This is a genomic window from Acetobacter pasteurianus subsp. pasteurianus LMG 1262 = NBRC 106471, from assembly GCF_000285275.1.
Classification (GTDB): Bacteria; Pseudomonadota; Alphaproteobacteria; order Acetobacterales; family Acetobacteraceae; genus Acetobacter; species Acetobacter pasteurianus.
The window spans coordinates 65,881-85,277 of record NZ_CADO01000011.1 but is presented as its reverse complement, the minus strand read 5'-3'; the positions used below and the strand labels follow the sequence as shown (position 1 = coordinate 85,277).

General features: G+C 55.5%; 21 protein-coding genes, 1 other RNA gene and 1 pseudogene. 10 read left to right on the top strand and 13 right to left on the bottom strand.

Going from position 1 to position 19,397, the window contains the following annotated elements; genetic code table 11:
• Window positions 1-15: 15 nt before the first annotated feature.
• A complete protein-coding gene (locus APA10_RS03875) occupies window positions 16-477 on the bottom strand; it encodes a hypothetical protein (protein WP_250697610.1) in 462 nt (153 codons plus the stop codon).
• A 177-nt stretch (window positions 478-654) separates the two neighbouring features.
• Between APA10_RS03875 and APA10_RS03870 the strand changes: the two genes are divergently transcribed.
• From APA10_RS03870 to APA10_RS03860, 3 genes are read left to right on the top strand one after another with little or no spacing between them, the layout of a single operon-like run.
• Window positions 655-1,728, top strand: coding sequence for a quinone-dependent dihydroorotate dehydrogenase (locus APA10_RS03870; RefSeq protein ID WP_003624771.1), 1,074 nt, complete (start codon window positions 655-657; stop codon window positions 1,726-1,728).
• The gene (locus APA10_RS03865) at window positions 1,725-2,603 is read left to right on the top strand and encodes a TIGR01459 family HAD-type hydrolase (protein ID WP_003630948.1); all 879 of its coding nucleotides are present in this window, start codon (window positions 1,725-1,727) and stop codon (window positions 2,601-2,603) included. The genes APA10_RS03870 and APA10_RS03865 overlap by 4 nt, the downstream gene beginning before the upstream one ends.
• On the top strand, window positions 2,597-3,019 hold the full coding sequence (locus APA10_RS03860) for an NUDIX hydrolase (RefSeq protein ID WP_174714281.1): 423 nt from the start codon (window positions 2,597-2,599) through the stop codon (window positions 3,017-3,019). The genes APA10_RS03865 and APA10_RS03860 overlap by 7 nt, the downstream gene beginning before the upstream one ends.
• A 28-nt stretch (window positions 3,020-3,047) precedes the next feature.
• On the opposite strand, the gene APA10_RS03855 is transcribed toward APA10_RS03860, so the two are convergent.
• The 5 genes and pseudogenes from APA10_RS03855 to APA10_RS03840 form a co-directional block, all read right to left on the bottom strand.
• On the bottom strand, window positions 3,048-3,863 hold the full coding sequence (locus APA10_RS03855; RefSeq protein WP_003624765.1) for a TIGR00282 family metallophosphoesterase: 816 nt from the start codon (window positions 3,861-3,863) through the stop codon (window positions 3,048-3,050).
• Window positions 3,864-3,887: 24 nt separating this feature from the next.
• Complete coding sequence (locus APA10_RS03850; protein ID WP_003630952.1) at window positions 3,888-4,475, bottom strand: 5-formyltetrahydrofolate cyclo-ligase; 588 nt, start codon at window positions 4,473-4,475, stop codon at window positions 3,888-3,890.
• A non-coding RNA gene (gene ssrS, locus APA10_RS14425) (6S RNA) lies at window positions 4,462-4,617 on the bottom strand. Before ssrS ends, APA10_RS03850 begins: the two co-directional genes overlap by 14 nt.
• Before the next feature lie 21 nt (window positions 4,618-4,638).
• Window positions 4,639-4,965 (bottom strand): annotated as a pseudogene (locus APA10_RS03845) (cell division protein ZapA); the annotation flags it as partial.
• A 6-nt stretch (window positions 4,966-4,971) separates the two neighbouring features.
• Window positions 4,972-5,274, bottom strand: coding sequence for a hypothetical protein (locus APA10_RS03840; protein WP_003630953.1), 303 nt, complete (start codon window positions 5,272-5,274; stop codon window positions 4,972-4,974).
• Between the two features lie 55 nt (window positions 5,275-5,329).
• Between APA10_RS03840 and APA10_RS03835 the strand changes: the two genes are divergently transcribed.
• The 4 genes from APA10_RS03835 (at window position 5,330) to APA10_RS03820 (ending at window position 7,975) form a co-directional block, all read left to right on the top strand.
• Window positions 5,330-5,860: a hypothetical protein gene (locus APA10_RS03835; protein WP_003630954.1), complete on the top strand. Its 531-nt coding sequence runs from the start codon at window positions 5,330-5,332 to the stop codon at window positions 5,858-5,860.
• Window positions 5,857-6,771 (top strand): class I fructose-bisphosphate aldolase, encoded by a 915-nt coding sequence (locus APA10_RS03830; RefSeq protein WP_035367327.1) that lies wholly within the window; start codon window positions 5,857-5,859, stop codon window positions 6,769-6,771. The genes APA10_RS03835 and APA10_RS03830 overlap by 4 nt, the downstream gene beginning before the upstream one ends.
• A gap of 44 nt (window positions 6,772-6,815) precedes the next feature.
• Complete coding sequence (locus APA10_RS03825) at window positions 6,816-7,388, top strand: thiamine phosphate synthase (RefSeq protein WP_003630956.1); 573 nt, start codon at window positions 6,816-6,818, stop codon at window positions 7,386-7,388.
• A 161-nt stretch (window positions 7,389-7,549) separates the two neighbouring features.
• Window positions 7,550-7,975 (top strand): DUF2501 domain-containing protein, encoded by a 426-nt coding sequence (locus tag APA10_RS03820; protein WP_174714285.1) that lies wholly within the window; start codon window positions 7,550-7,552, stop codon window positions 7,973-7,975.
• Between the two features lie 102 nt (window positions 7,976-8,077).
• On the opposite strand, the gene APA10_RS03815 is transcribed toward APA10_RS03820, so the two are convergent.
• The 3 genes from APA10_RS03815 to epmA all read right to left on the bottom strand — a co-directional run bounded on the left by APA10_RS03815 (window position 8,078) and on the right by epmA (window position 10,623).
• Window positions 8,078-9,043 carry a fasciclin domain-containing protein gene (locus APA10_RS03815; RefSeq protein ID WP_035367325.1) on the bottom strand — a complete coding sequence of 322 codons (966 nt, stop codon included), beginning with the start codon at window positions 9,041-9,043 and terminating at the stop codon, window positions 8,078-8,080.
• A gap of 52 nt (window positions 9,044-9,095) precedes the next feature.
• Complete coding sequence (locus APA10_RS03810; RefSeq protein WP_006116827.1) at window positions 9,096-9,506, bottom strand: hypothetical protein; 411 nt, start codon at window positions 9,504-9,506, stop codon at window positions 9,096-9,098.
• Window positions 9,507-9,597: 91 nt separating this feature from the next.
• Window positions 9,598-10,623: an EF-P lysine aminoacylase EpmA gene (gene epmA / locus APA10_RS03805; protein WP_003629710.1), complete on the bottom strand. Its 1,026-nt coding sequence runs from the start codon at window positions 10,621-10,623 to the stop codon at window positions 9,598-9,600.
• Between the two features lie 20 nt (window positions 10,624-10,643).
• Between epmA and APA10_RS03800 the strand changes: the two genes are divergently transcribed.
• Complete coding sequence (locus tag APA10_RS03800) at window positions 10,644-11,693, top strand: lysine-2,3-aminomutase-like protein (protein ID WP_003629711.1); 1,050 nt, start codon at window positions 10,644-10,646, stop codon at window positions 11,691-11,693.
• A gap of 2 nt (window positions 11,694-11,695) precedes the next feature.
• Here the strand turns inward: APA10_RS03800 and ggt are convergent, their stop codons facing one another.
• The 3 genes from ggt to APA10_RS03785 form a co-directional block, all read right to left on the bottom strand.
• A complete protein-coding gene (gene ggt, locus APA10_RS03795; RefSeq protein ID WP_035365842.1) occupies window positions 11,696-13,516 on the bottom strand; it encodes a gamma-glutamyltransferase in 1,821 nt (606 codons plus the stop codon).
• A gap of 6 nt (window positions 13,517-13,522) precedes the next feature.
• The gene (gene map / locus APA10_RS03790) at window positions 13,523-14,323 is read right to left on the bottom strand and encodes a type I methionyl aminopeptidase (RefSeq protein ID WP_003623842.1); all 801 of its coding nucleotides are present in this window, start codon (window positions 14,321-14,323) and stop codon (window positions 13,523-13,525) included.
• A gap of 125 nt (window positions 14,324-14,448) precedes the next feature.
• On the bottom strand, window positions 14,449-15,597 hold the full coding sequence (locus APA10_RS03785; RefSeq protein WP_003629714.1) for a D-alanyl-D-alanine carboxypeptidase family protein: 1,149 nt from the start codon (window positions 15,595-15,597) through the stop codon (window positions 14,449-14,451).
• Between the two features lie 314 nt (window positions 15,598-15,911).
• On the opposite strand from APA10_RS03785, the gene clpS reads away from it, so the two are divergent.
• Together clpS and clpA are read left to right on the top strand one after the other, a co-directional pair.
• The gene (gene clpS, locus APA10_RS03780; RefSeq protein WP_003629716.1) at window positions 15,912-16,289 is read left to right on the top strand and encodes an ATP-dependent Clp protease adapter ClpS; all 378 of its coding nucleotides are present in this window, start codon (window positions 15,912-15,914) and stop codon (window positions 16,287-16,289) included.
• Window positions 16,290-16,455: 166 nt separating this feature from the next.
• The gene (gene clpA, locus APA10_RS03775; protein ID WP_003623836.1) at window positions 16,456-18,801 is read left to right on the top strand and encodes an ATP-dependent Clp protease ATP-binding subunit ClpA; all 2,346 of its coding nucleotides are present in this window, start codon (window positions 16,456-16,458) and stop codon (window positions 18,799-18,801) included.
• Between the two features lie 89 nt (window positions 18,802-18,890).
• On the opposite strand, the gene APA10_RS03770 is transcribed toward clpA, so the two are convergent.
• Window positions 18,891-19,394: a DUF3465 domain-containing protein gene (locus tag APA10_RS03770; protein ID WP_003623834.1), complete on the bottom strand. Its 504-nt coding sequence runs from the start codon at window positions 19,392-19,394 to the stop codon at window positions 18,891-18,893.
• Between the last annotated feature and the right edge of the window lie 3 nt (window positions 19,395-19,397).

The following is a 19,397-nucleotide window of genomic DNA, read 5'->3' as shown; positions in this document are numbered from 1 at the left end:
ACACGTCAATATGGGTCAGAAAACTCTTGCATAACGGACGGTAACCACAGAAGAGAGCCAGTATCCCGCCCCGGCAAGGCAAGCCCCCAGCGTTGTAATGGCAGAAGCAAGACGTGCGCGCAGTCCAGCAAAAGGCACAAGTGGCTGAAGCAGGGTGTCCATATCTGTATTGCGCTCATTCTGCGCGGCTTCAGTTGCCAATAAAAGACGATACTCTGTGCTGGTGACAGACAGAGCGCAGCCAACCCGAATATCCAGTGCAGGCATTTCCAGCGCGGCCATATCTGTCAGCGCATCATGAAAGGTTTGTGCAACAGCCAGAAACTCCTGCCTGAAGCAGGGTAGAAACAGGCCGCCCGATGGCCCGGTTGTGGGCGTGTGGGGGTTTGTTTGTATTCCTGCAAGGCGGCGAATGGTCCAAAGTGTCAGCCGTTCGCTGCAGGCAAGATCCGTCAGGTAAACAGGTGAACGTGTCATGGCGCATTCCTGAAGGCAGAAGCCTTCATCCTTTGTGTGGCATGTGTGCGATAACTCTATTTAGATGAGAATAATTCTCATTATCAAGATAAAAATGCATCAACTTTTCTCACGCTTGTGTGGTGGCTCTGTTTTTTCTGCTTTTCTTGAGGCTGGGCTTGGGGCAGTACACAAGGCATGTCTGTGCTTGCCTCACTCTCTCTTCCGTTCCTGCGCCGGTTAGATCCGGAACAGGCCCATGAACTGGCTTTGGATGCCCTGACACTGGGCGTATCCGTACCCATAAAGCGGCCCAAGGATGATCCTGCCCTTGCAACACGCGCGCTGGGTATGCGGTTTTCCAACCCCATCGGCATTGCCGCTGGGTTTGATAAGAATGCCCGTGTTCTGCGCCCCTTGGCGCAATTGGGATTCGGGTTTGTAGAAGCCGGAACCGTTACGCCACGCCCGCAGGCTGGCAACCCCAAGCCCCGGCTTTTCCGCCTTACGGAAGACCGGGCGGTTATCAACCGCATGGGCTTTAATAACCAGGGGATCGACAAGTTTGCGGTGCGTCTGGCGCGTCTGTCTCGCCCGTTGCCATCAGGCCGGGGCGGTGGGGCCGGGGCACCCGTAGGTGCCAATATCGGCATTAACAAAACCGGCGCAGACCCGGAGCGTGATTATCCAGAACTGGTGGCCCGCGTTAAGCCATACGTGAATTACATTGTGCTGAATGTTTCTTCCCCCAATACGCCGGGCCTGCGCGGTTTGCAGGATGCTGCCCGCCTGCGAGGGATTCTGGATGCTATTTCGGCTCGCCATGCAGAACGACCACCGTTGCTAATTAAGCTGGCACCAGATCTGGAAGATGATGCCATTGGCCCGATTGTAGAAGCTGCCGTAGCTGGTGGCGCGCAGGGGCTGATTGTTACCAACACCACACTGGCACGCCCCGATTCCCTGCAAAGCCCGTATCGCACAGAAGCCGGAGGTCTTTCTGGCCGTCCGCTCAAACCACGCGCAACGGAAATGCTGCGTCTGGTTGCGCAGGCTGCGGCTGGCCGTCTGGCATTGGTGGCTTGTGGTGGCATTGAAAGCGGGGAAGACATTCTGACCCGAATCCGCCTTGGGGCTGATCTGGTGCAGGTTTACACAGCATTTGCTTATGAAGGCCCCGCACTGGTTGGGCGGTTAAAGCGCGAAATGCAGCACATCATGCGTACGCAGGGCATTGAAACGCTGGATGATATTCGGGGTAAGGATCTATGACATCGCAACAAACTGTAGAAGATATGCAGCAGATTACAGGCCTTGCCGCGCTGGCAGATCAGTATGATGGCTATATCATAGATCTATGGGGCACGGTGCATGACGGTGTGCAGCCGTATCCCGGTGCTGTGGACTGTTTGCAGGCCCTGCGTGCATCGGGCAAAAAAATTGTCATGCTTTCCAATGCGCCTCGTCCGGCAGATGTGGTGTGCGCGCAGCTTGAAGCCTTTGGTATTTCCCGTGAATTGCATGATGGCGTGATGACAAGCGGTGAAGAAACCCGCCGCTTGTTAAAAGCGCGAACAGACCCCTGGTTTGCCAATCTTGGTCCCAAAGTGCTGCATATTGGCGGCACGCATGATCTGGGCCTGTATGATGGGTTGGACGTGCAGCGCGTGGCGCAGCCTGCCGATGCTGATTTTATCATGAACACCGGGCCAGATGCTGAACGCGGCGTGGGGTCGCTAGACCCGTATCTGCCAGAACTGCGTGCCTGTCTGGAACGGGGCCTGCCAATGGTATGCGCCAACCCGGATATGGTGGTGGTAAAAGGCGGTAAACGGCAGATTTGTGCGGGTGCACTTGCTGCCTTTTATGCAGAACAGGGCGGCAAGGTGAGCTGGATTGGTAAGCCATACTCCCGTGTGTACGAACCTGTTTTTGAGATGCTGAATGTGCCACGCCAGCGTATTTTGGCCATTGGCGATGCACTGGCCACCGATATGCGCGGTGCTTCTGCTGTAGATGTGGCCGGGCTGTGGATTCTGGGTGGTATCCATCAGGAAATGATTGGGGATGATATCCAGTTGGCAAAAGAAGAAGCCAAGGCCGCAGGTTTGGCTCCGGTTGCCGCTATTAAAAGGTTGGTGTGGTGAGCGCGCAGCCGACTTTACCAGCAGTAGGATGTGGCGCAGCCATTCTGAATAATGCTGGCCAGATTCTGCTTATACGTCGCCTTAAACAGCCAGAAGCAGGCTGCTGGGGCTTGCCGGGCGGTAAGGTTGATCCGTTTGAAACCGTACCGGCTGCTGTTATCCGCGAAGTGCAGGAAGAAACCGGCTTAGCCGTGCAGTTGGGTACGCTACTTTGCGTGGTGGATCAGATTGATCCGGCCGCAGGCGCACATTGGGTTGCCCCTGTTTACACGGTGCAGCAGTACACCGGGCAGCCTCATATCTGCGAGCCACATAAGCATGATGGGCTGGAATGGTTTGCGCTGGATGCGCTGCCTCAATCCCTTACTATTGCCACACAGCAAGCTGTAGCTGCCTTGAAAGATCAGGCCGCCTAAAACTGCGCTACAAACGCACTGCCTGATTTTAAAAATCAGGCAGTGTCTGGGCCAGCAGGCCTCCTTGGCGCAGAGGAGCCACACGGCGGGCAAGGCCGGTGGCATCTTCTGTTTCCACCATAATTCCGCATATTGTGGCTTCGCCTTCAGCGGGTTGCAGGCGTTCGCCCGGCATTTTGCGCACAAAGCGGGTTACGGCGGGTTCCTTGGTCATGCCAATAACGCTGTCGTAATCTCCGCACATGCCTGCATCTGTCTGGAACGCAGTGCCGCCTGCCAGAATCCGATGGTCTGCCGTGGGCGTATGCGTATGCGTGCCCACTACCAAAGAAACGCGGCCATCCAGCATGTGGCCCATAGCCCACTTTTCGCTCGTGGCTTCTGCATGCACATCCACAATAGCCGCTTGTATGGTGGTGCCAAGGCGATGCTTGTTCAGCAGTTCATTCATGCACCGGAATGGGTCATCCAGCGGGTCCATAAACAAACGGCCCATCACGTTGACCACAAGGGCTTTGCGGCCATCTGCCAATTCTACCACCACACTGCCTTGGCCGGGCGTGCCGGGGGGATAGTTGAGTGGGCGCACAATGCGGGGTTCGGAGGTAATGTGCCCAATCAGATCGCGCCTGTCCCACGCATGGTTGCCAAGGGTAAGAACATCTACGCCGCCTTGCAGTAGGGATGTTGCAATAGCGGGGGAAAGGCCAAAGCCGTGGCTGGCGTTTTCGGCATTTACTACAACCAGATCCAGCGCCAGTTTTTCACGCAGGGCGGGCAGGCGGCTTAAAACGGCTTCGCGGCCAGTGCGGCCTACAATATCACCCAGAAAAAGGAGTCTCACGCCAAGGGTTTCCTGTGTTTGCAGTTAGTCAAAACGGAGAATCTCCTTTTCAGTCACAATACAGGAAAGTGGCCTGTCATACGGGCCAGCAGGCAGACTGTCTAATTCCTGGCAGGATGGTGCATACCCAATACTAAGGGCATCGGGCATGGCGGCCAGAGTGCGATCATAATATCCGCCGCCATATCCTAGCCGGTTGCCTGTGCGGTCAAACCCCAGCAATGGCACCAATATGATGGCGGGTTGCAGCACCGGGCCATCTGGAAATTCTGTGCCAAACCGGCCTTGCATCATGGGGGTATGGGGCGTCCAGCGCCGAAAAATAAGGGGCTGCCCACGTGGTGGTGTTTCAGGCAGGACCATGGTTGCGCCTGCATCCACTAATGTGTGGCACAGCGGGCATAAGTTCACTTCATGCGGCAGAGGCCACACGCCAGCAACAACGGCAGGCAGCAGGGGGCGCAGAAGCGTATGCAAGTGGGTGAGAATACCGCTATCCAGCGCCTCATCACGCGCCTTTAGCGTAGCCATGCAGTGCTGGCGCAATTCTTTTTTGCGCGCGGCAACAGCAGGCGGATCACCTTGTGGGGAAGAAATGTGCGGAGCCACCATGAACCGTGGGTCTTTCAACCTCCAGGACCTGCGAGTGCAGGTGGGCGCCGGATAATGTGACCAGGGCCACAACAGAGCCAGCTCCCTAGGAAGTGCTTATCGGCCCAGGGGATGACTTGCCTCACGCGTTGGGCAGCCCCGCCTCATCTATGTAGGCGCGCTCAAGCTCCGCTGCAAGAGATTCCGCACGTTCGGCCAAATCAGCCAAACGGCTGGCTGTCAAAGCCTGCTCTGCGCGCAGGCGTTCGGCATCTTTTGCAGCTTGTATGGTGGCATCTGGCACGCGGCTGCCAGAAAGATCCTGTATCTCATCCGCCATTAAAAGGGCGGCCAGCACCAGCACCCGGGCATCTCCGCTAAAGCCCATGTCCCGCACGCGCTGCACGCGACGCTCCACCTGCTGGGCCATGGCCTGAACGTGGCGTTCCTGCCCGTTATCGCACCCTACCGTATAGCTGTGGCCGTTAATCCGAACCGAAACAAGTGCCATGCTCTATCAGTTTCCCTGTTCGTGTTCTGCCGGGTTGTAAAAGGTAAGGGGGGATGGCTTATCCGCCCGCTCCAGCGCATCACGCACGCGGGAGAGAAGGGCATCTACATTAGCCACCAGTTCCTGTTTTTCCGTGCCCGTGCGGGTTTGCTGTTGCAGCCCTTTTTCAACAGCAAAGGAAATGCGTTGCAAGGCACGATCCAGCCGGGCTATGGGGTCTTGCCCAGCCGGTGGCTGTGTGGCCGGGTGCTGTTTACCAGCGTGTTCGTCAGTCTGGGGCAAAGACGGCTCCACGGCTTGATCCTGCATTCTTGTTTTTGTCAACTGCGCTCAGGAATCACCCGCAAACGCGATGGCGTCAAGCATGCTAACCAAAAACGCTTCACTTTTCTTGCCAAAATTGCAGCCAGACAGGCTGTTTACGATTGATGGATACGAATCTGGCATGGCTGCCTGTCGTGCTGCGCGTGAAGTGGCGGGCATGATAGACGGCACAAGCGCGCGTTTTGGTTTTCTGTCTGCCCCGGGTGCGGCTGGTTTTATGGGGGCGGGCTGGTGGTTGGCACTTATTGCAGCGCTGGAGGATTCGGTAGGCTGTGCATTTTGGCATGCGCTGGATTGCGGTGGCAGCGCAGCTTATGCATTGGGTGCCGTACGTATGGGCCAAAAACACGCAGTGTTGCAGGCTCCTACGGCCCAGTTTAAGGCGGTAAAAGCGGTTTATATGCAGGAATCTGGCACGTTGTTGCGTGCCCGGCCGCCATCATTTCACCTTATACCATCATTATGTCACACGTCTTCTCTTGTCGGGTATTTCACCGACGGTTATTGCCAATCCTCAGATCCGGAAAATAAACTGCCGGACACAAGGCAAAAAAAGGATTGTTACCCATGACACTTACCCCCAAGGTTAAGGCTATTCTCGACCAGTACGAGAGCGATAATCCCGGCACCAAGATGAATCTGGCTCGTCTGCTTAACGCAGGTAAGCTGGGTGGCACGGGAAAGCTGGTGATTCTGCCGGTTGATCAGGGGTTTGAGCATGGCCCGGCCCGTTCCTTTGCAGCCAATCCGGCAGCGTATGACCCGCATTATCACTTTGAGCTGGCTATTGAAGCTGGCCTGAGCGGCTATGCAGCACCGCTGGGTATGCTGGAATGCGGCGCAGCAACATATGCTGGCGAAATTCCGCTGATTCTGAAGTGCAACAGCTCCAACAGTCTTGCAACGGAAAAAGATCAGGCTGTAACGGGCACCGTGTCTGATGCACTGCGTCTGGGTTGCTCCGGTATTGGTTTCACCATCTATCCGGGTTCCGAATACTGCTTCGAGCAGATGGAAGAACTGCGCGAACTGGCAGCAGAAGCCAAAGCTGCTGGCTTGGCCGTTATTGTATGGAGCTACCCACGTGGCCCCGTGCTGGACAAAAAAGCTGAAACCGCAGTGGATGTATGCGCTTATGCCGCACATATGGCAGCGCTGACGGGTGCGCACATCATCAAGGTAAAGCCGCCAACGGAAGTTGTGGCGCTGGATGCCAACAAGTCAGCGTATGAGCAGAACAAGATTGACGTTGCCACTCTGGCTGCCCGCGTGCAGCATGTGGTGCAGTCCTGCTTTGCAGGCCGCCGTATCGTGATCTTCTCCGGTGGTGCGCATACCAGCACGGATGAACTGCTGCAGACCATTCAGGGTATTCAGGATGGCGGTGGCTTCGGTTCCATTATCGGCCGTAACGTGTTCCAGCGTCCGAAGGCAGAAGCTCTGGCCCTGCTGGACAAAATCACCACCATTTTCAAAGGCTGAAACAGCCGTAGTATCTGCGCAGCGGGCATGAGATAAGGAACACTATGTCTGATCTTTATCCTGTAACGCCTGCTGTGTCTGATGCGCAGGCTTTTCTACCTGTCCTTGAGGCAGGTTTAGTGCACCATCAGCCCGCAGCCGTGTTGCTGCGGCTGGTGGATATGCCTGCTTCTGCGGCTCGTCAGGCCGTATTGCTGCTTAAACCGGTTATTCAGGCGCGTGATATCGCCCTGATGCTGGAAAACGCTCCCACTCTTGCGCAGGAAACCGGGTGTGATGGCGTGCACCTTTCTGCGTCATATACAGCGGCTTCTGTAAAAGATGTGCGGCGTATTATCGGGCCGGATCTTCAGCTTGGTGTGGCTGTGGGGGAAAGCCGAGATGCCGCCATGTGCGCTGGTGAAGATGGCGCAGATTATATCTGCTTTGGTGCAGAAGATGGCGCATCGCTTGAAACTGTTTCTGCTCTTACGCGCTGGTGGTCCTTGATGATGGAACTGCCCGTGGTGGCGCAGGCACAAACACCGGCAGATCTGGCGGTGTTAAATGCCAGTGGGGCAGATTTTGTTATGCCACCTGAACAGTGGTGGCAGCAGCCGGATGCGTGGCAAGGCTGATTTTTGTCGGGTTTGATACGGGTTTTTGCCATGTTTGCGGGCAATGCTAAGTATCAGAACGCGCTTTCTGATCAAACAGATCATGCTGATCTGCAGATGAAGGAAGCGGCACGATTATCGAGAACTGGATATTTTCCATGCTGAATAAAAAAACATTCCTGATGCTGGCTATGGCTGCTGGTGTTGTGGCTGCTCCGGCTGTGCATGCACAGGGTTTTGGCGGCGGACTGGGCTCTATCGGTAAAAGTGCCCTGTCTGGTGCTGAAAGCGGTGTGGCAAGTCAGGGCACAAGCATGGCATCCAGCATGCTGCCAAGCCTTTCTTCCGCCAGCACAGGCAATCTGGCCGGTATTCTTGGTTACTGTGTGCAGAACAATGTGCTCCAGCAGAGTTCTTCTACAGCGCAATCCGTTCTGGGTAGCCTGACACAGCAGCCGGGCGTGACATCTTCCAGCGCGTATGAAGCTGGCCAGCGTGGCCTGCTGCAGACTGGCAATAACCAGATGTTCTCCTTGGCAAACCTGAAGGGTGAACTCAAAACCAAGCTGTGCAGCATGGTGCTGGATAAGGCGCAGTCTGCCCTCTAATTCTGCGGTGATGTCAGCAGGCTTTCTTGCCTGCTTCATCTATAAAAAAGCCCCTGCCGGTATTTACACTGGCAGGGGCTTTTTTGTGTTCTCAAACTGTTTTCAGGGCAGTTGTAAAACAGGCGGCGTTGTAAGGTTTTCCTTGCGAGAGGTGTAGGTGGCTGTAGCCGGTTGCGTGCGTGCGGCCACCGTGTTGGCCTGTGCCTGTGCCTGTGCCTGTGCCTGTGCCTGTGCTGTGGGCAGTGGGTTTGCAGGGGTTACAGAGGCCGCAGAAGCAGATGTGCTGGTAGCTGCGTTTTGTTGCGCAACAGGTGGAAGAACAAGATCCTGCGTGAAGTAAAGCACACCGTTAGATTGCGGAATTCCCGTAACCCATAGGTGGGATGTCATGCCTTGTCCGTTGCCAATAACCACTTGGCCAGACGGCCCATCCACCCACGCTGAAAGCAACTGGCCATTCAGGGTAGGCAACCCGACCGATTGGGTGGGGGAGGCCAGAGCCGCCTGCTTGATTTTGGCCAGAGGCCACCGCCCTTTTACAATGGTGTAAGACAGTATTTCCTTGATAACTGCCGTATTGTCCGGGCTTGTCAGCTTGTTGCCTGTTTGGGCATCATAGGTTTCCAGCGCAGAATTCGGGATACCGAAAACTGTAAACGGTCCATCTTGCTGGAGGATGGCAAGCAGCCCGGTTGCCGTGAGCAAATGGGTGTAATCTGCCATTTCCAGAGAACTCGGAAGCGTGTCTGACAAAGGACGGTCGCAAAAAGCCGGTGTTTCTGGATTGGGATAGGCAATCTTGCTATCTGGGGCACCTTTTGGTTCGGCCCCAGCAAAGTTCTGGCTTTGTTGGGTGGGTACGTATGTGCGTGTGCCCGAAACTGTTGGCATCATGTATGAACAGGTTGAATTGGCAACTTTATACGTATCCTGCCGTGCGCGGCTTTGCGTACAGCCGCCAAGCACCAAGGCTGCAATGCCTATGGCTGCGGGTGCAAGCGCACGTGAGGTAAAGACTGTTCTGTACAGAACACGCTTAGAGTGCATGGATGTCTCCCAAAAGATCATGCCGCTAAAAGAAAGACTGGCTTCATGAAGTAGAAGACCGCACCGGGTATACTCAGCACCCGTCTCCTCGCATTGTCCAGGCTGTTACAATACCGTTTACCAGCTCAAACGTGGTCTGGCAGGTGTAGGTGTAGGCTGTGCCCATGCCACCACCCATGCCGCCCCATCCACCATCCCAGCCGCCCATGCCCCAGCCGGGGCCGTATCCGCCCCAGCCACCCCAGCCGCCGTCCCATCCCCAACCGCTCATGGGCATGGTGTAGTCGGTTTGCTGGTTGATATAGGCCAGAAAGGTGTGGTTGCCAGAAACAAACTGCCGCGTTGGCACGCCAAATGTACGCACCACATCGGTTGTTTGTTTGCCGATCATGGAATCAAGCTGGCGCCGTTCCTTTTTGCTGGGTACCTGGCAACCCGTTAGGGCCAGAGCGCCCAGCAGCAGGATAAATCTTTTATGCATCATGGCAGCTCTGGCTCCCGCCGGCAGTTTTGTAACCGGGCATCATACGGATAAATGTTGAACAACATATTATGGTTGCGCCAAATGTTGCAGACTAACCGTTTATCCACAAGACGTTCTGTATACGTGTTGTGCCGCAAGCCAGCATAACCAACCTATCAAATCCCAGCGCAATGCCAGAGCAGGTGGGCATATGGGGCAGGGCGCTGAGCAGTTTTTCATCCAACGGCCAATCTGGGCGGTTGGGGTAGAGGGTTTTGCGCTGGTGGCGGTCGGCCTCAAAACGGAGGCGTTGTTCTGTGGCGTCTGTCAGCTCTTCAAAAGCGTTCGCTAACTCCATGCCCGCAGCATAAAGCTCAAATCGTAGGGCCATACGTGGGTCTTGCGGGCTTTTGCGCGCCAAGGCGGCTTGGCTGGCTGGCCAATGGGTGAGAAACGTGGGGCGCGTGCGGCCAATGGCTGGTTCTATGCGCTCCATCAGCAGGCGGAAGAACAGATCCTCCCACGTTTCGCCCTCACGCAATGTGCAGCCTGCCGCGTTTGCCAATGCCTGTGCATTCCCTTCTGTAGGCAGAAGGTCGACACCGGCATGGCGATGGAAGGCTTTTTGCATGGTCAGCCGCTCAAACGGGCCGGATATGTTCAGGCTATGGCCAGAATGGTGGAGAATCGGCGGCAATATGGCTTGTAAAAGGGCCTCGGTTTCATCCATCAGCCCTTCCAGTGTCATGTTGGGTTGGTACCATTCCAGCATGGTAAATTCTGGGGCGTGCAGGTGACTGTCCTCGCCATTTCGCCAGACACGCGCAAACTGAAAAACAGGGAGCCCGGTGGCCGCCACAATACGCTTCATGGCAAATTCCGGGCTGGTGTGCAGGAACAGGTTTTGTTGCACGCCATCAGGTGCTTCTTGTACCGTATGGAAGGGTTGAAGATGTACCTCCTCCCCCGGTGTAGGCACGGCGTAAGGTGTTTCCACTTCCACACAACCACGCGCTTCCAGAAAGGCGCGGGCTCCGCGTAAAACCAGATTACGGCGTAGCAGAAAAGGAAGCCGGTCAAGAATATGATCGGGGTCTTTCATACCCGGATCAGGCTGAACAGTTGCAGAGTCTGACATGAGAGGAGTAGAGGCGTGACATGTCTTTCCCGGTCAAGCCCTCTTTTTCACGGCGCAAAACATTGCGCACCCCGGATGATCTGATAGCAGCCGGTTTGGTGCCCCCCAAACAGCATGAGATGCTGGATGATGTTGCCCAGCATTATGCCACAGCCATTCCACCAGCTTTTCTGGATTTAATCACCTCGCCGGGTGATCCGATAGGCGTACAGGTTGTGCCCTCTGCGCAGGAACTGGAGATTGCGCCCGAGGAACGCTCTGATCCTATTGGGGATAACGCGCTTTCACCCGTGCCCGGCATTGTGCACCGTTATGCAGATCGGGCGTTGTTAAAGCCTTTGCTGATCTGCCCGCTTTATTGCCGATTCTGCTTTAGGCGCGAGCATGTGGGGCCAGATGGGGGCGTGTTGGATGATGCCGCGCTGGAACAGGCGCTGGAGTGGCTGCGCACGCATGAGCAGATTCGCGAAGTGATTCTGACAGGGGGAGATCCGCTGATGCTCTCTCCGCGTCGACTTGGGCATATTGTGGCAGCGCTTTCGGCCATGCCGCATGTCACGACTATTCGTGTGCATAGCCGTGTGCCTGTGGCGGACCCGGAGCGGGTAACAGATGCCCTGTTGGATGCGCTGGAAACAGACAAAGCCATGTGGATGGCTGTACACATCAACCACGCGCGGGAAATGTCCGAGCCCGCGCGGGCATGCCTTAAGCGCATTGTGCGCAGGGGTATTCCGCTACTGGGGCAATCTGTTCTGCTGCGTGGTGTGAATGATAGCGAGCAGGCGTTGGAAGACCTGTTCCGTGCCATGGTGGAAACCCGCATGCGCCCGTATTACCTGCACCAGTTGGACCCAGCCCCCGGCACGGCGCATTTTCATGTGCCGGTAGAGGAAGGGCAGCGCCTGCTTGCAGGGTTGCGCGGGCGCGTAACCGGTTTGGCGTGGCCGCTCTATGTGCTGGATATTCCCGGTGGTTACGGCAAGGTGCCGTTGGGGCCTGACTATGTGCAAGGCTCCAAGCAAGTGAAAGACCCAAAGGGAACCACCCACAAGTTGGACAGGCTATAGGCTTACTCGCCTATAGCGGCACCGCCGGGATGGCGCCTGTCATACCCGCCAAAATACGGCGGGGTACCTGTGGTCTGGTCTGTTAAGCGTGGGCTACCGGCCAGAATACCCTCTGGTATGCCCCATGGCGCATGGGGGGCAAAATGGTAGCCCTCATGCTCCAGCGTATGTTCTACGGAAGAAGAAACCGCGCCGGATTCTATTTCTACCGCATCGGGCATCCACTGTTCATGCAGGCGCGGAAGATCAATGGCCTGTTGGATATCCAATCCGTAATCCACAACACCCAGAATAACAGACAGCACAATGGTGGGAATGCGCGAGCCACCGGGGCTGCCTATCACCATAACGGGCTTGCCATTACGGGAGAGAATGGTGGGTGTCATGGAAGAAAGAGGTGTTTTACCCGGAGCAATGGCGTTGGCTGTGCTGCCGGGAATACCAAACATATTGGGCGCACCGGGTTTGATGGAAAAATCATCCATCTCATCATTCATGAAAATGCCGGTATTGCCACCAATCACCTTGGCGCCAAACCATCCGTTCAGTGTGTAGGTGGTGGAAATGGCAAAGCCATTTTTGTCCATTACAGAAAACTGCGTGGTTTCAGGTTTTTCGGCAGAGGCATCCCCGGCTTTCAGGGATGTAGAAGGCACAGCATGATCTGTGGGAATCTGCGCCCGTATTTCGGCTGCGTAAGTTGTGTCTAGCAAATGCTGGCTGGGGTTGGGCACAAAAGCCGGATCACCCAGATCACGCCTGTCAGAATAAGCGTGGCGCATGGCTTCTATTTCACGCTGCAAAGCTGGGGCTGTGTGCAAACCAAGGGTTTGCATATTGTAGCCACCCAGAATGTTCAGCATTTCACACAGGGCAACACCACCGGCACTTGGGGGTGGTGCGGTTTCCACCTCCAACCCGCGATAATGGCACGTTAGCGGAGGGAGTTCGCGCGGTGCGTAATGTGCAAAATCTGCAAGGGTGAGAATGCCACCATTCTTGCGAGAGGCATCTACAATGGCATGGGCAATGGGGCCTTTGTAAAACGCATCTGCCCCGTGGTGGGCAATCTGTTCCAACGAGCGGGCAAGGTCTTTTTGCACCAGTTTGTCTCCCACCTGTAGGGGAGAGCCATCGGGGCGCAGGAAAATAGCCCGTGCATAGGGGTCTTTACGAAAAGCCTCGGTAGAGGTGTTCAGCAGCGCCACATCTCCCGTTTCTAGCACAAAGCCTTCACGCGCCAGCCGAATGGCCGGGGCTAGCACAGCCTGACGCGGCAATTTGCCCCAGCGTTTATGAACTTCCTCCAGTCCAGCAACAGTGCCGGGAATGGCAACAGCCTTCCACCCGATGACGGACTGATCGGGCAGCACATTGCCGTGCTCATCCAAAAACATGGTGGGGGTGGCCGCAGCGGGAGCTTTTTCCCGAAAATCCAGAAAAACACTTTGCTGTTTGCCCGGTGGGCGCAGCAGCATAAAGCCACCGCCGCCCAAGTTACCCGCCGCAGGGTAAACAACAGCCAATGCATACCCCATAGCTACGGCTGCATCTGCTGCATTGCCGCCTTGGGCCAGAATGTGCGCTCCGGCTTCAGATGCAAGGCGTTGGGCAGAAACGGCCATGCCGTGCGCCCCACGTGTGGGTGCTAAAGGTGGGAGGTGATCAGGCTGCGTTGTGCTGAATGCCAGCGGGTCTGGCGCAGATGCCACGGGTGCCGCTGCCCATAGCGGCTGTATGGTGGTAGCCCCCACTCCCATACAAAGCACTGCCATCGCCACCAAACGGGAGGGGAGGGACAAACGCTGTATGGGAGCAGGCATGGGGGCTTATCCTTTTACAGGGTAGGGTGGGCAGGTATAGCCAGCAGGAGAAAGCGTGAAAATTTCATAACCTTTTTCGGTTACAGCCAGCATGTGCTCAAACTGGGCGGAAAGGGAGCGATCTCGCGTTACAGCTGTCCACCCATCTTCCAGAATTTTCACATCGGCTTTGCCAATGTTCAGCATGGGCTCAATGGTAAATACCATGCCTGCCTTCAGCTTCATGCCTTCGCCGGGGCGGCCATAGTGCAGGATGTTGGGTTCGGTATGAAAGGTCTGGCCGATGCCGTGGCCACAGAAGTCTTCCACAATCGAATAACGGTGTTTTTCTGCATAGCTCTGGATGGCGTACCCAATATCACCCAGCGTGGCACCGGGGCGTACGGCTTCAATCCCGCGCATCATGCTTTCATAGGTTGCCGTAATCAGCTTGGCTGCTTTGATAGCAACCTTGCCCACTGTGTACATGCGGCTGCTATCACCAAACCAGCCGTTCAGCTTGGGGGTGACATCAATATTCACGATATCCCCTTCCTGCAGAACGCGATCACCGGGAATGCCATGGCACACAACATGGTTAACAGAAATACAGCAGGATTTGGGGTAACCGCGATAATTCAGCGGGCCGGGCACGGCGCCATGCGCCAGCGTGTATTCATGAATAATACGATCAAGTTCCCCAGTGGTCACGCCGGGTTTGACGTAAGGGGTAATCATATCCAGCGTAGAAGCTGCCAGACGGCCGGCAGCACGCAACATTTTAAAATCTTCTTCAGTATGCAGAATAATTCCGCCTCTGCCGGCCATAATGCTGCTCCCTAAATTTTGCAGGCGTTAAACGAGTCAGCCGCAAGATGGAACTAGCAGGCAGCAAAGGCAACCCGCTTATGCCGTTGCGGATTGCCTAAGCCGGAAGAATCGGCAGAAAAAACTCAGGTATGGTTATGTGCTGTGCGGTGTTTGGTTGCACTTCTGGAAGAAGTTGCCGTTGCAGGCCGCACCTTGGCACCAATCAGCCGCACATGGTGGCCGCCAGAAACTGGCATGGCCAGAACGTGTCGGCCACGGCGTGCCGCAGGGGCTGAGGCCACTTCCACCACACGGCGGTGGGCAGATGCCGCCATGATAAGTGCATGATGGTTGCGGGCTGTGCGTGTGCCAATTTGGGCACGGGCCAGCATAAGGGGCCGTGCAACAGGGGCTACACCTTCTGCATCAAACCCACGGTCTAGCTGATTGGCCATAACCAATGAGCGCTGGGTATTGCTGGAAGCCCCCATAACCACGCCCACAAGCCGCACGTTATCGCGAATGGCGGAGGTAACAAGGTTACGCCCGGCTTCCTGTGTGTAGCCGGTTTTCATGCCATCTGCCCCTGCATACACTTTCAGCATGGGGTTGTGGTTGGGAATGATACGGCGGTGGAAGCTGAAATACGGTGTTGAAAAGTAGTGGTAATATTCCGGGAAGTCAGAAATCAGACGGCGGCCCAGAGTGGACAGGTCGCGCGCTGTTGTCATCTGGTCCGGGTCAGGCAGGCCAGAGGCATTGCGGAAGGTGGTGTTGCTCATGCCCAGGTAATGGGCCTGCTGCGTCATCATTGCGGCAAACTGGGGTTCGCTGCCGCCACCAATCAGTTCACCCAATGCGCAGGCGGCATCGTTGGCGGATTTTGTAACAAGAGCCAGAATCGCCTGTTCAACCGTAAGATGCGAGCCGGGAACCAATCCGAGTTTGGAAGGTTCCATAGTAGAGGCATGGATGGAAACGGGCACAGCCTGATCCAGTGAGATGGCACCAGCGCGCAGGGCGTTGAATGTCATATACAGGGTCATCAGCTTTGTCAGGCTGGCCGGGTAGCGGCGGAGGTCTGGATCATCTTGCGAAAGAACAGCGCCTGTGCGTGCATCTACCACAATGGAGCTTAACTGCCCCGCATATTGTGCATGCGCTTTGCCATAAGTGGCGGTGGTGCCAACGGCTAATCCTGCCAGCAGGCCAATCCATTTGCGCAAAGATGGCGTTTTTTTACGTTTCAGCTTGGGCAGTTTATTGTTTTCTGCCGTTGTTGCGTGCCGCATTACTGTCCTGTCTGCCACTGCCACCCCCACCTGCTTCCTGCAGGGTTACTATTCCGTCTGCCGCTTAAGATCGCAAGCCCACGACTGCATAAATCTGGAAAAATCCGAATCAGGGTTTCAGTTTTAGCGGCGTGGTAGTGTGTCTGTTTTCGTGTGTTCTGCCTATGTGGCACAAATATGGCAGTGCACAGAGCATAGGCACGTTATAAAGGTATGGCGTGGTATGTCCTCTTCCATATGGGGTTGCCGTAACCAATATGGTGGAAGATACAGCCCCATGATTTTGTCTGACCTGCTGCCGGAGTTTGCCCATAATGGTTCTGCATCGCGATCCTGTTCTGCATACGGGTAATGGGCCTTTGCGCCGTGGCGGAGGCGCGGATTCTTCAGATGATGGCGCTGATATTGGCGTGGTGGTGCGGGCCAAACCCAAAACCCGCAAACCGGCCATGTACAAAGTGCTGATGCTGAATGATGATTACACCCCAATGGAATTTGTGGTGTACGTGCTCGAACGCTTTTTTCAGAAGAATCGGGAAGAGGCCACAGACATCATGCTGAATGTGCATCGGCGTGGTGTTGGGGTGTGCGGTGTGTTCACTTATGAAGTAGCAGAAACCAAGGTGGCGCAAGTTATGGATCTGGCGCGGCAAAACCAGCACCCATTACAGTGCACGATCGAAAAAGACTGATCACTTCTGCAACGTTATTGCCAAAAAACGGCATGATACGCGTTTTTTACGCGGAATAAGACTCGCATTTCCTGAAGAAGCAGCCAAATATGATAACAAGGGCTGCGGGTATGGTGGGTAGCGTTGCTACCGTGCCTGCAATGTCTGGGGAAAGGAGCGTCTCGTCATGTTGTCACGCAATCTCGAACAGACTCTACATCGGGCGCTCATTCTGGCCGGTGAACGGCATCATGAATACGCCACGCTTGAGCATCTGCTTCTTGCCCTGGTTGATGATGCGGACGCCGTTACGGTGTTCCGGGCGTGCGGGGTGGATCTGGACCGCCTGCGCACGGATCTGACAGGTTTTCTGGATAAGGATTTGGCCGGGCTGGCATCTGATCGGCCAACAGAACCAAAACCTACCGCCGCGTTCCAGCGCGTTATTCAGCGGGCGGCTATTCATGTGCAATCAACCGGGCGGGATGAGGTAACAGGCGCAAACGTGCTTGTGGCCCTGTTTGCCGAACGGGAAAGCCATGCAGTGTATTTCCTGCAGTTGCAGGATATGACGCGGCTGGATGCTGTTAACTTTCTGTCTCACGGTATTGCCAAAGCGCCGGATCGTTCCACGCGCCGCCCGGTTGCGGGTACGGAATCCAATGCAGAAAAGGGCGGGGAAGAACCCGAACGGACAGAAAGCAAAAGCCAGAAGGGCAATCAGGATGCGCTGTCTACCTATTGCGTCAATCTGAACGATAAGGCGATTGCCGGTAAGGTAGATCCGCTTATCGGGCGCGATACGGAAATTGAACGCACCATTCAGATTTTGTGCCGCCGCACCAAGAACAACCCACTTTATGTGGGGGATCCGGGTGTAGGCAAAACCGCCATTGCGGAAGGGCTGGCCCGCCGCATTGTGGAAGGTAACGTGCCAGAAGTGCTGCTGAAATCCACCATCTATTCGTTGGATATGGGCGCATTGCTGGCAGGTACACGCTACCGCGGTGATTTTGAAGAACGCCTGAAAGCTGTGGTAACAGAGCTGGATCAGGACCCGCACGCCATCCTGTTTATTGATGAAATCCACACCGTTATTGGTGCTGGGGCAACATCAGGCGGCGCGATGGATGCCTCTAACCTGCTTAAACCTGCATTGGCGGCAGGCACTCTGCGCTGCATCGGGTCCACAACGTATAAGGAATTCCGGCAGCACTTCGAAAAAGACCGTGCACTTGTGCGGCGCTTCCAGAAGATTGATGTGCCTGAACCCACCATTGATGATGCGGTGAAAATTCTGCGCGGCCTGAAAGGCAGCTACGAAAAACACCACAAGGTGCGTTACACGGAAGAAGCCATTCGTGCGGCAGTGGAACTGTCTGCCAAGTACATTCATGATCGCAAGCTACCCGATAAGGCGATTGACGTGATTGATGAGGTAGGTGCTTCCCGCATGCTTCAGCCAGAAGGCCGCCGCCGCAAGACGGTGAACCTGAAGGATGTGGAAGACATTATCGCGCGTATTGCCCGCATCCCACCCAAAAGCATCTCTGCGGATGATAAGGAAGTGCTGCGTTCTCTGGAACGCGATCTGAAAGGGATGGTGTTCGGGCAGGATCAGGCCATTGATGCCTTGTCTGCGGCTATCAAGCTGGCGCGTGCTGGCCTGCGTGATGCAGAAAAGCCGATTGGCAACTATCTGTTCTCTGGCCCCACCGGGGTTGGTAAAACAGAAGTGGCCCGTCAGCTGGCAACAGCGCTGGGGATTGAACTGGTTCGCTTCGATATGTCCGAATACATGGAGCGGCATTCCATCTCTCGTCTGTTGGGTGCGCCTCCGGGGTATGTAGGGTTCGATCAGGGCGGTTTGCTGACAGATGCCATTGATCAGCACCCACACGCAGTGCTGCTTCTGGATGAAATCGAAAAGGCACATCCAGATCTGTACAACGTGCTGTTGCAGGTGATGGATAACGGAAAGCTGACAGACCATAACGGTAAGACGGTCGATTTCCGCAACGTTATCCTGATCATGACCACCAATGCCGGTGCGTCGGATATGAGCAAGGAAGCCGTGGGCTTTGGTCGTCAGGTGCGTGAAGGTGAGGATGAAGAGGCCATCAAACGCCTGTTTACGCCAGAATTCCGCAACCGTCTGGATGCCATTATTCCGTTTGCACACCTCTCGCCTGAAATTGTGGGGCAGGTGGTTGAAAAGTTTGTGCTCCAGTTGGAAGCACAGCTTGCAGACCGCAATGTGACCATCGAACTGTCTTCCGCAGCCAAGGAATGGCTGGCAGAGCGTGGGTATGACAGGCTGTATGGCGCACGGCCTCTGGGGCGCGTTATTCAGGAATCCATCAAGAAGCCGCTGGCCGAAGAACTGCTATTTGGCAAGCTGGCAAAGGGTGGAGCCGTTAAAATTGGCCTGAAGAACGGTGAACTGGCGTTTGATATTGTTGAAAGCAATAGCTCATCCAACAATGGGGAAGACACCCACGGCAGTGAGCATGAGGAAGAAGCAACGGGCTGATGAATGTCTGCCACGTGCGTAAATAACTGCAGGGCCGCCAGAAAATATCTGGCGGCCCTGTTTGTATGTGCTGCGGGAACTGAAAAAGATCAGTCGTACTTGGTGCCGTTAACCGTAACAGAACCCGGAATTGGCCAAGATTTGCCAGTGCCACGGTGTGTCCAGTCAATGCCCTGCTTGCGGTAGGAATCGTAATAATAACGCCCCACCACTTCCACCTGGTCTCCCTTATTGACCCACGGCCATGAGGGTGTGTGCATTTCATCCAGATTGGTCACAATGCGGATGGAAATGTTGGGGGCAACGGTTACATAAAAATATCCATGCCACCCGCTGCGTGTATGGCGCGCCTTGGCGCTGACTGCGCGCACGGTGCCGCAGATATGGACGGGTGTATCCCCTTTGGCACCGCCATTTTCATAATCCTGCTGTTTGTTCAGGAAATCCTGATTATTGCAGGTCGCAGGCATGGAGGATGCAGCAGGGGCTTCCTGCTTCCAGCCCCATCGGGCTTGTGCCGGGGAGGAGAGGCAAGAGGCTGCTAGACCCGTAAGGCCTGCCAGCATAAGTGCGGGAAAACGTGAAGACATCATTCA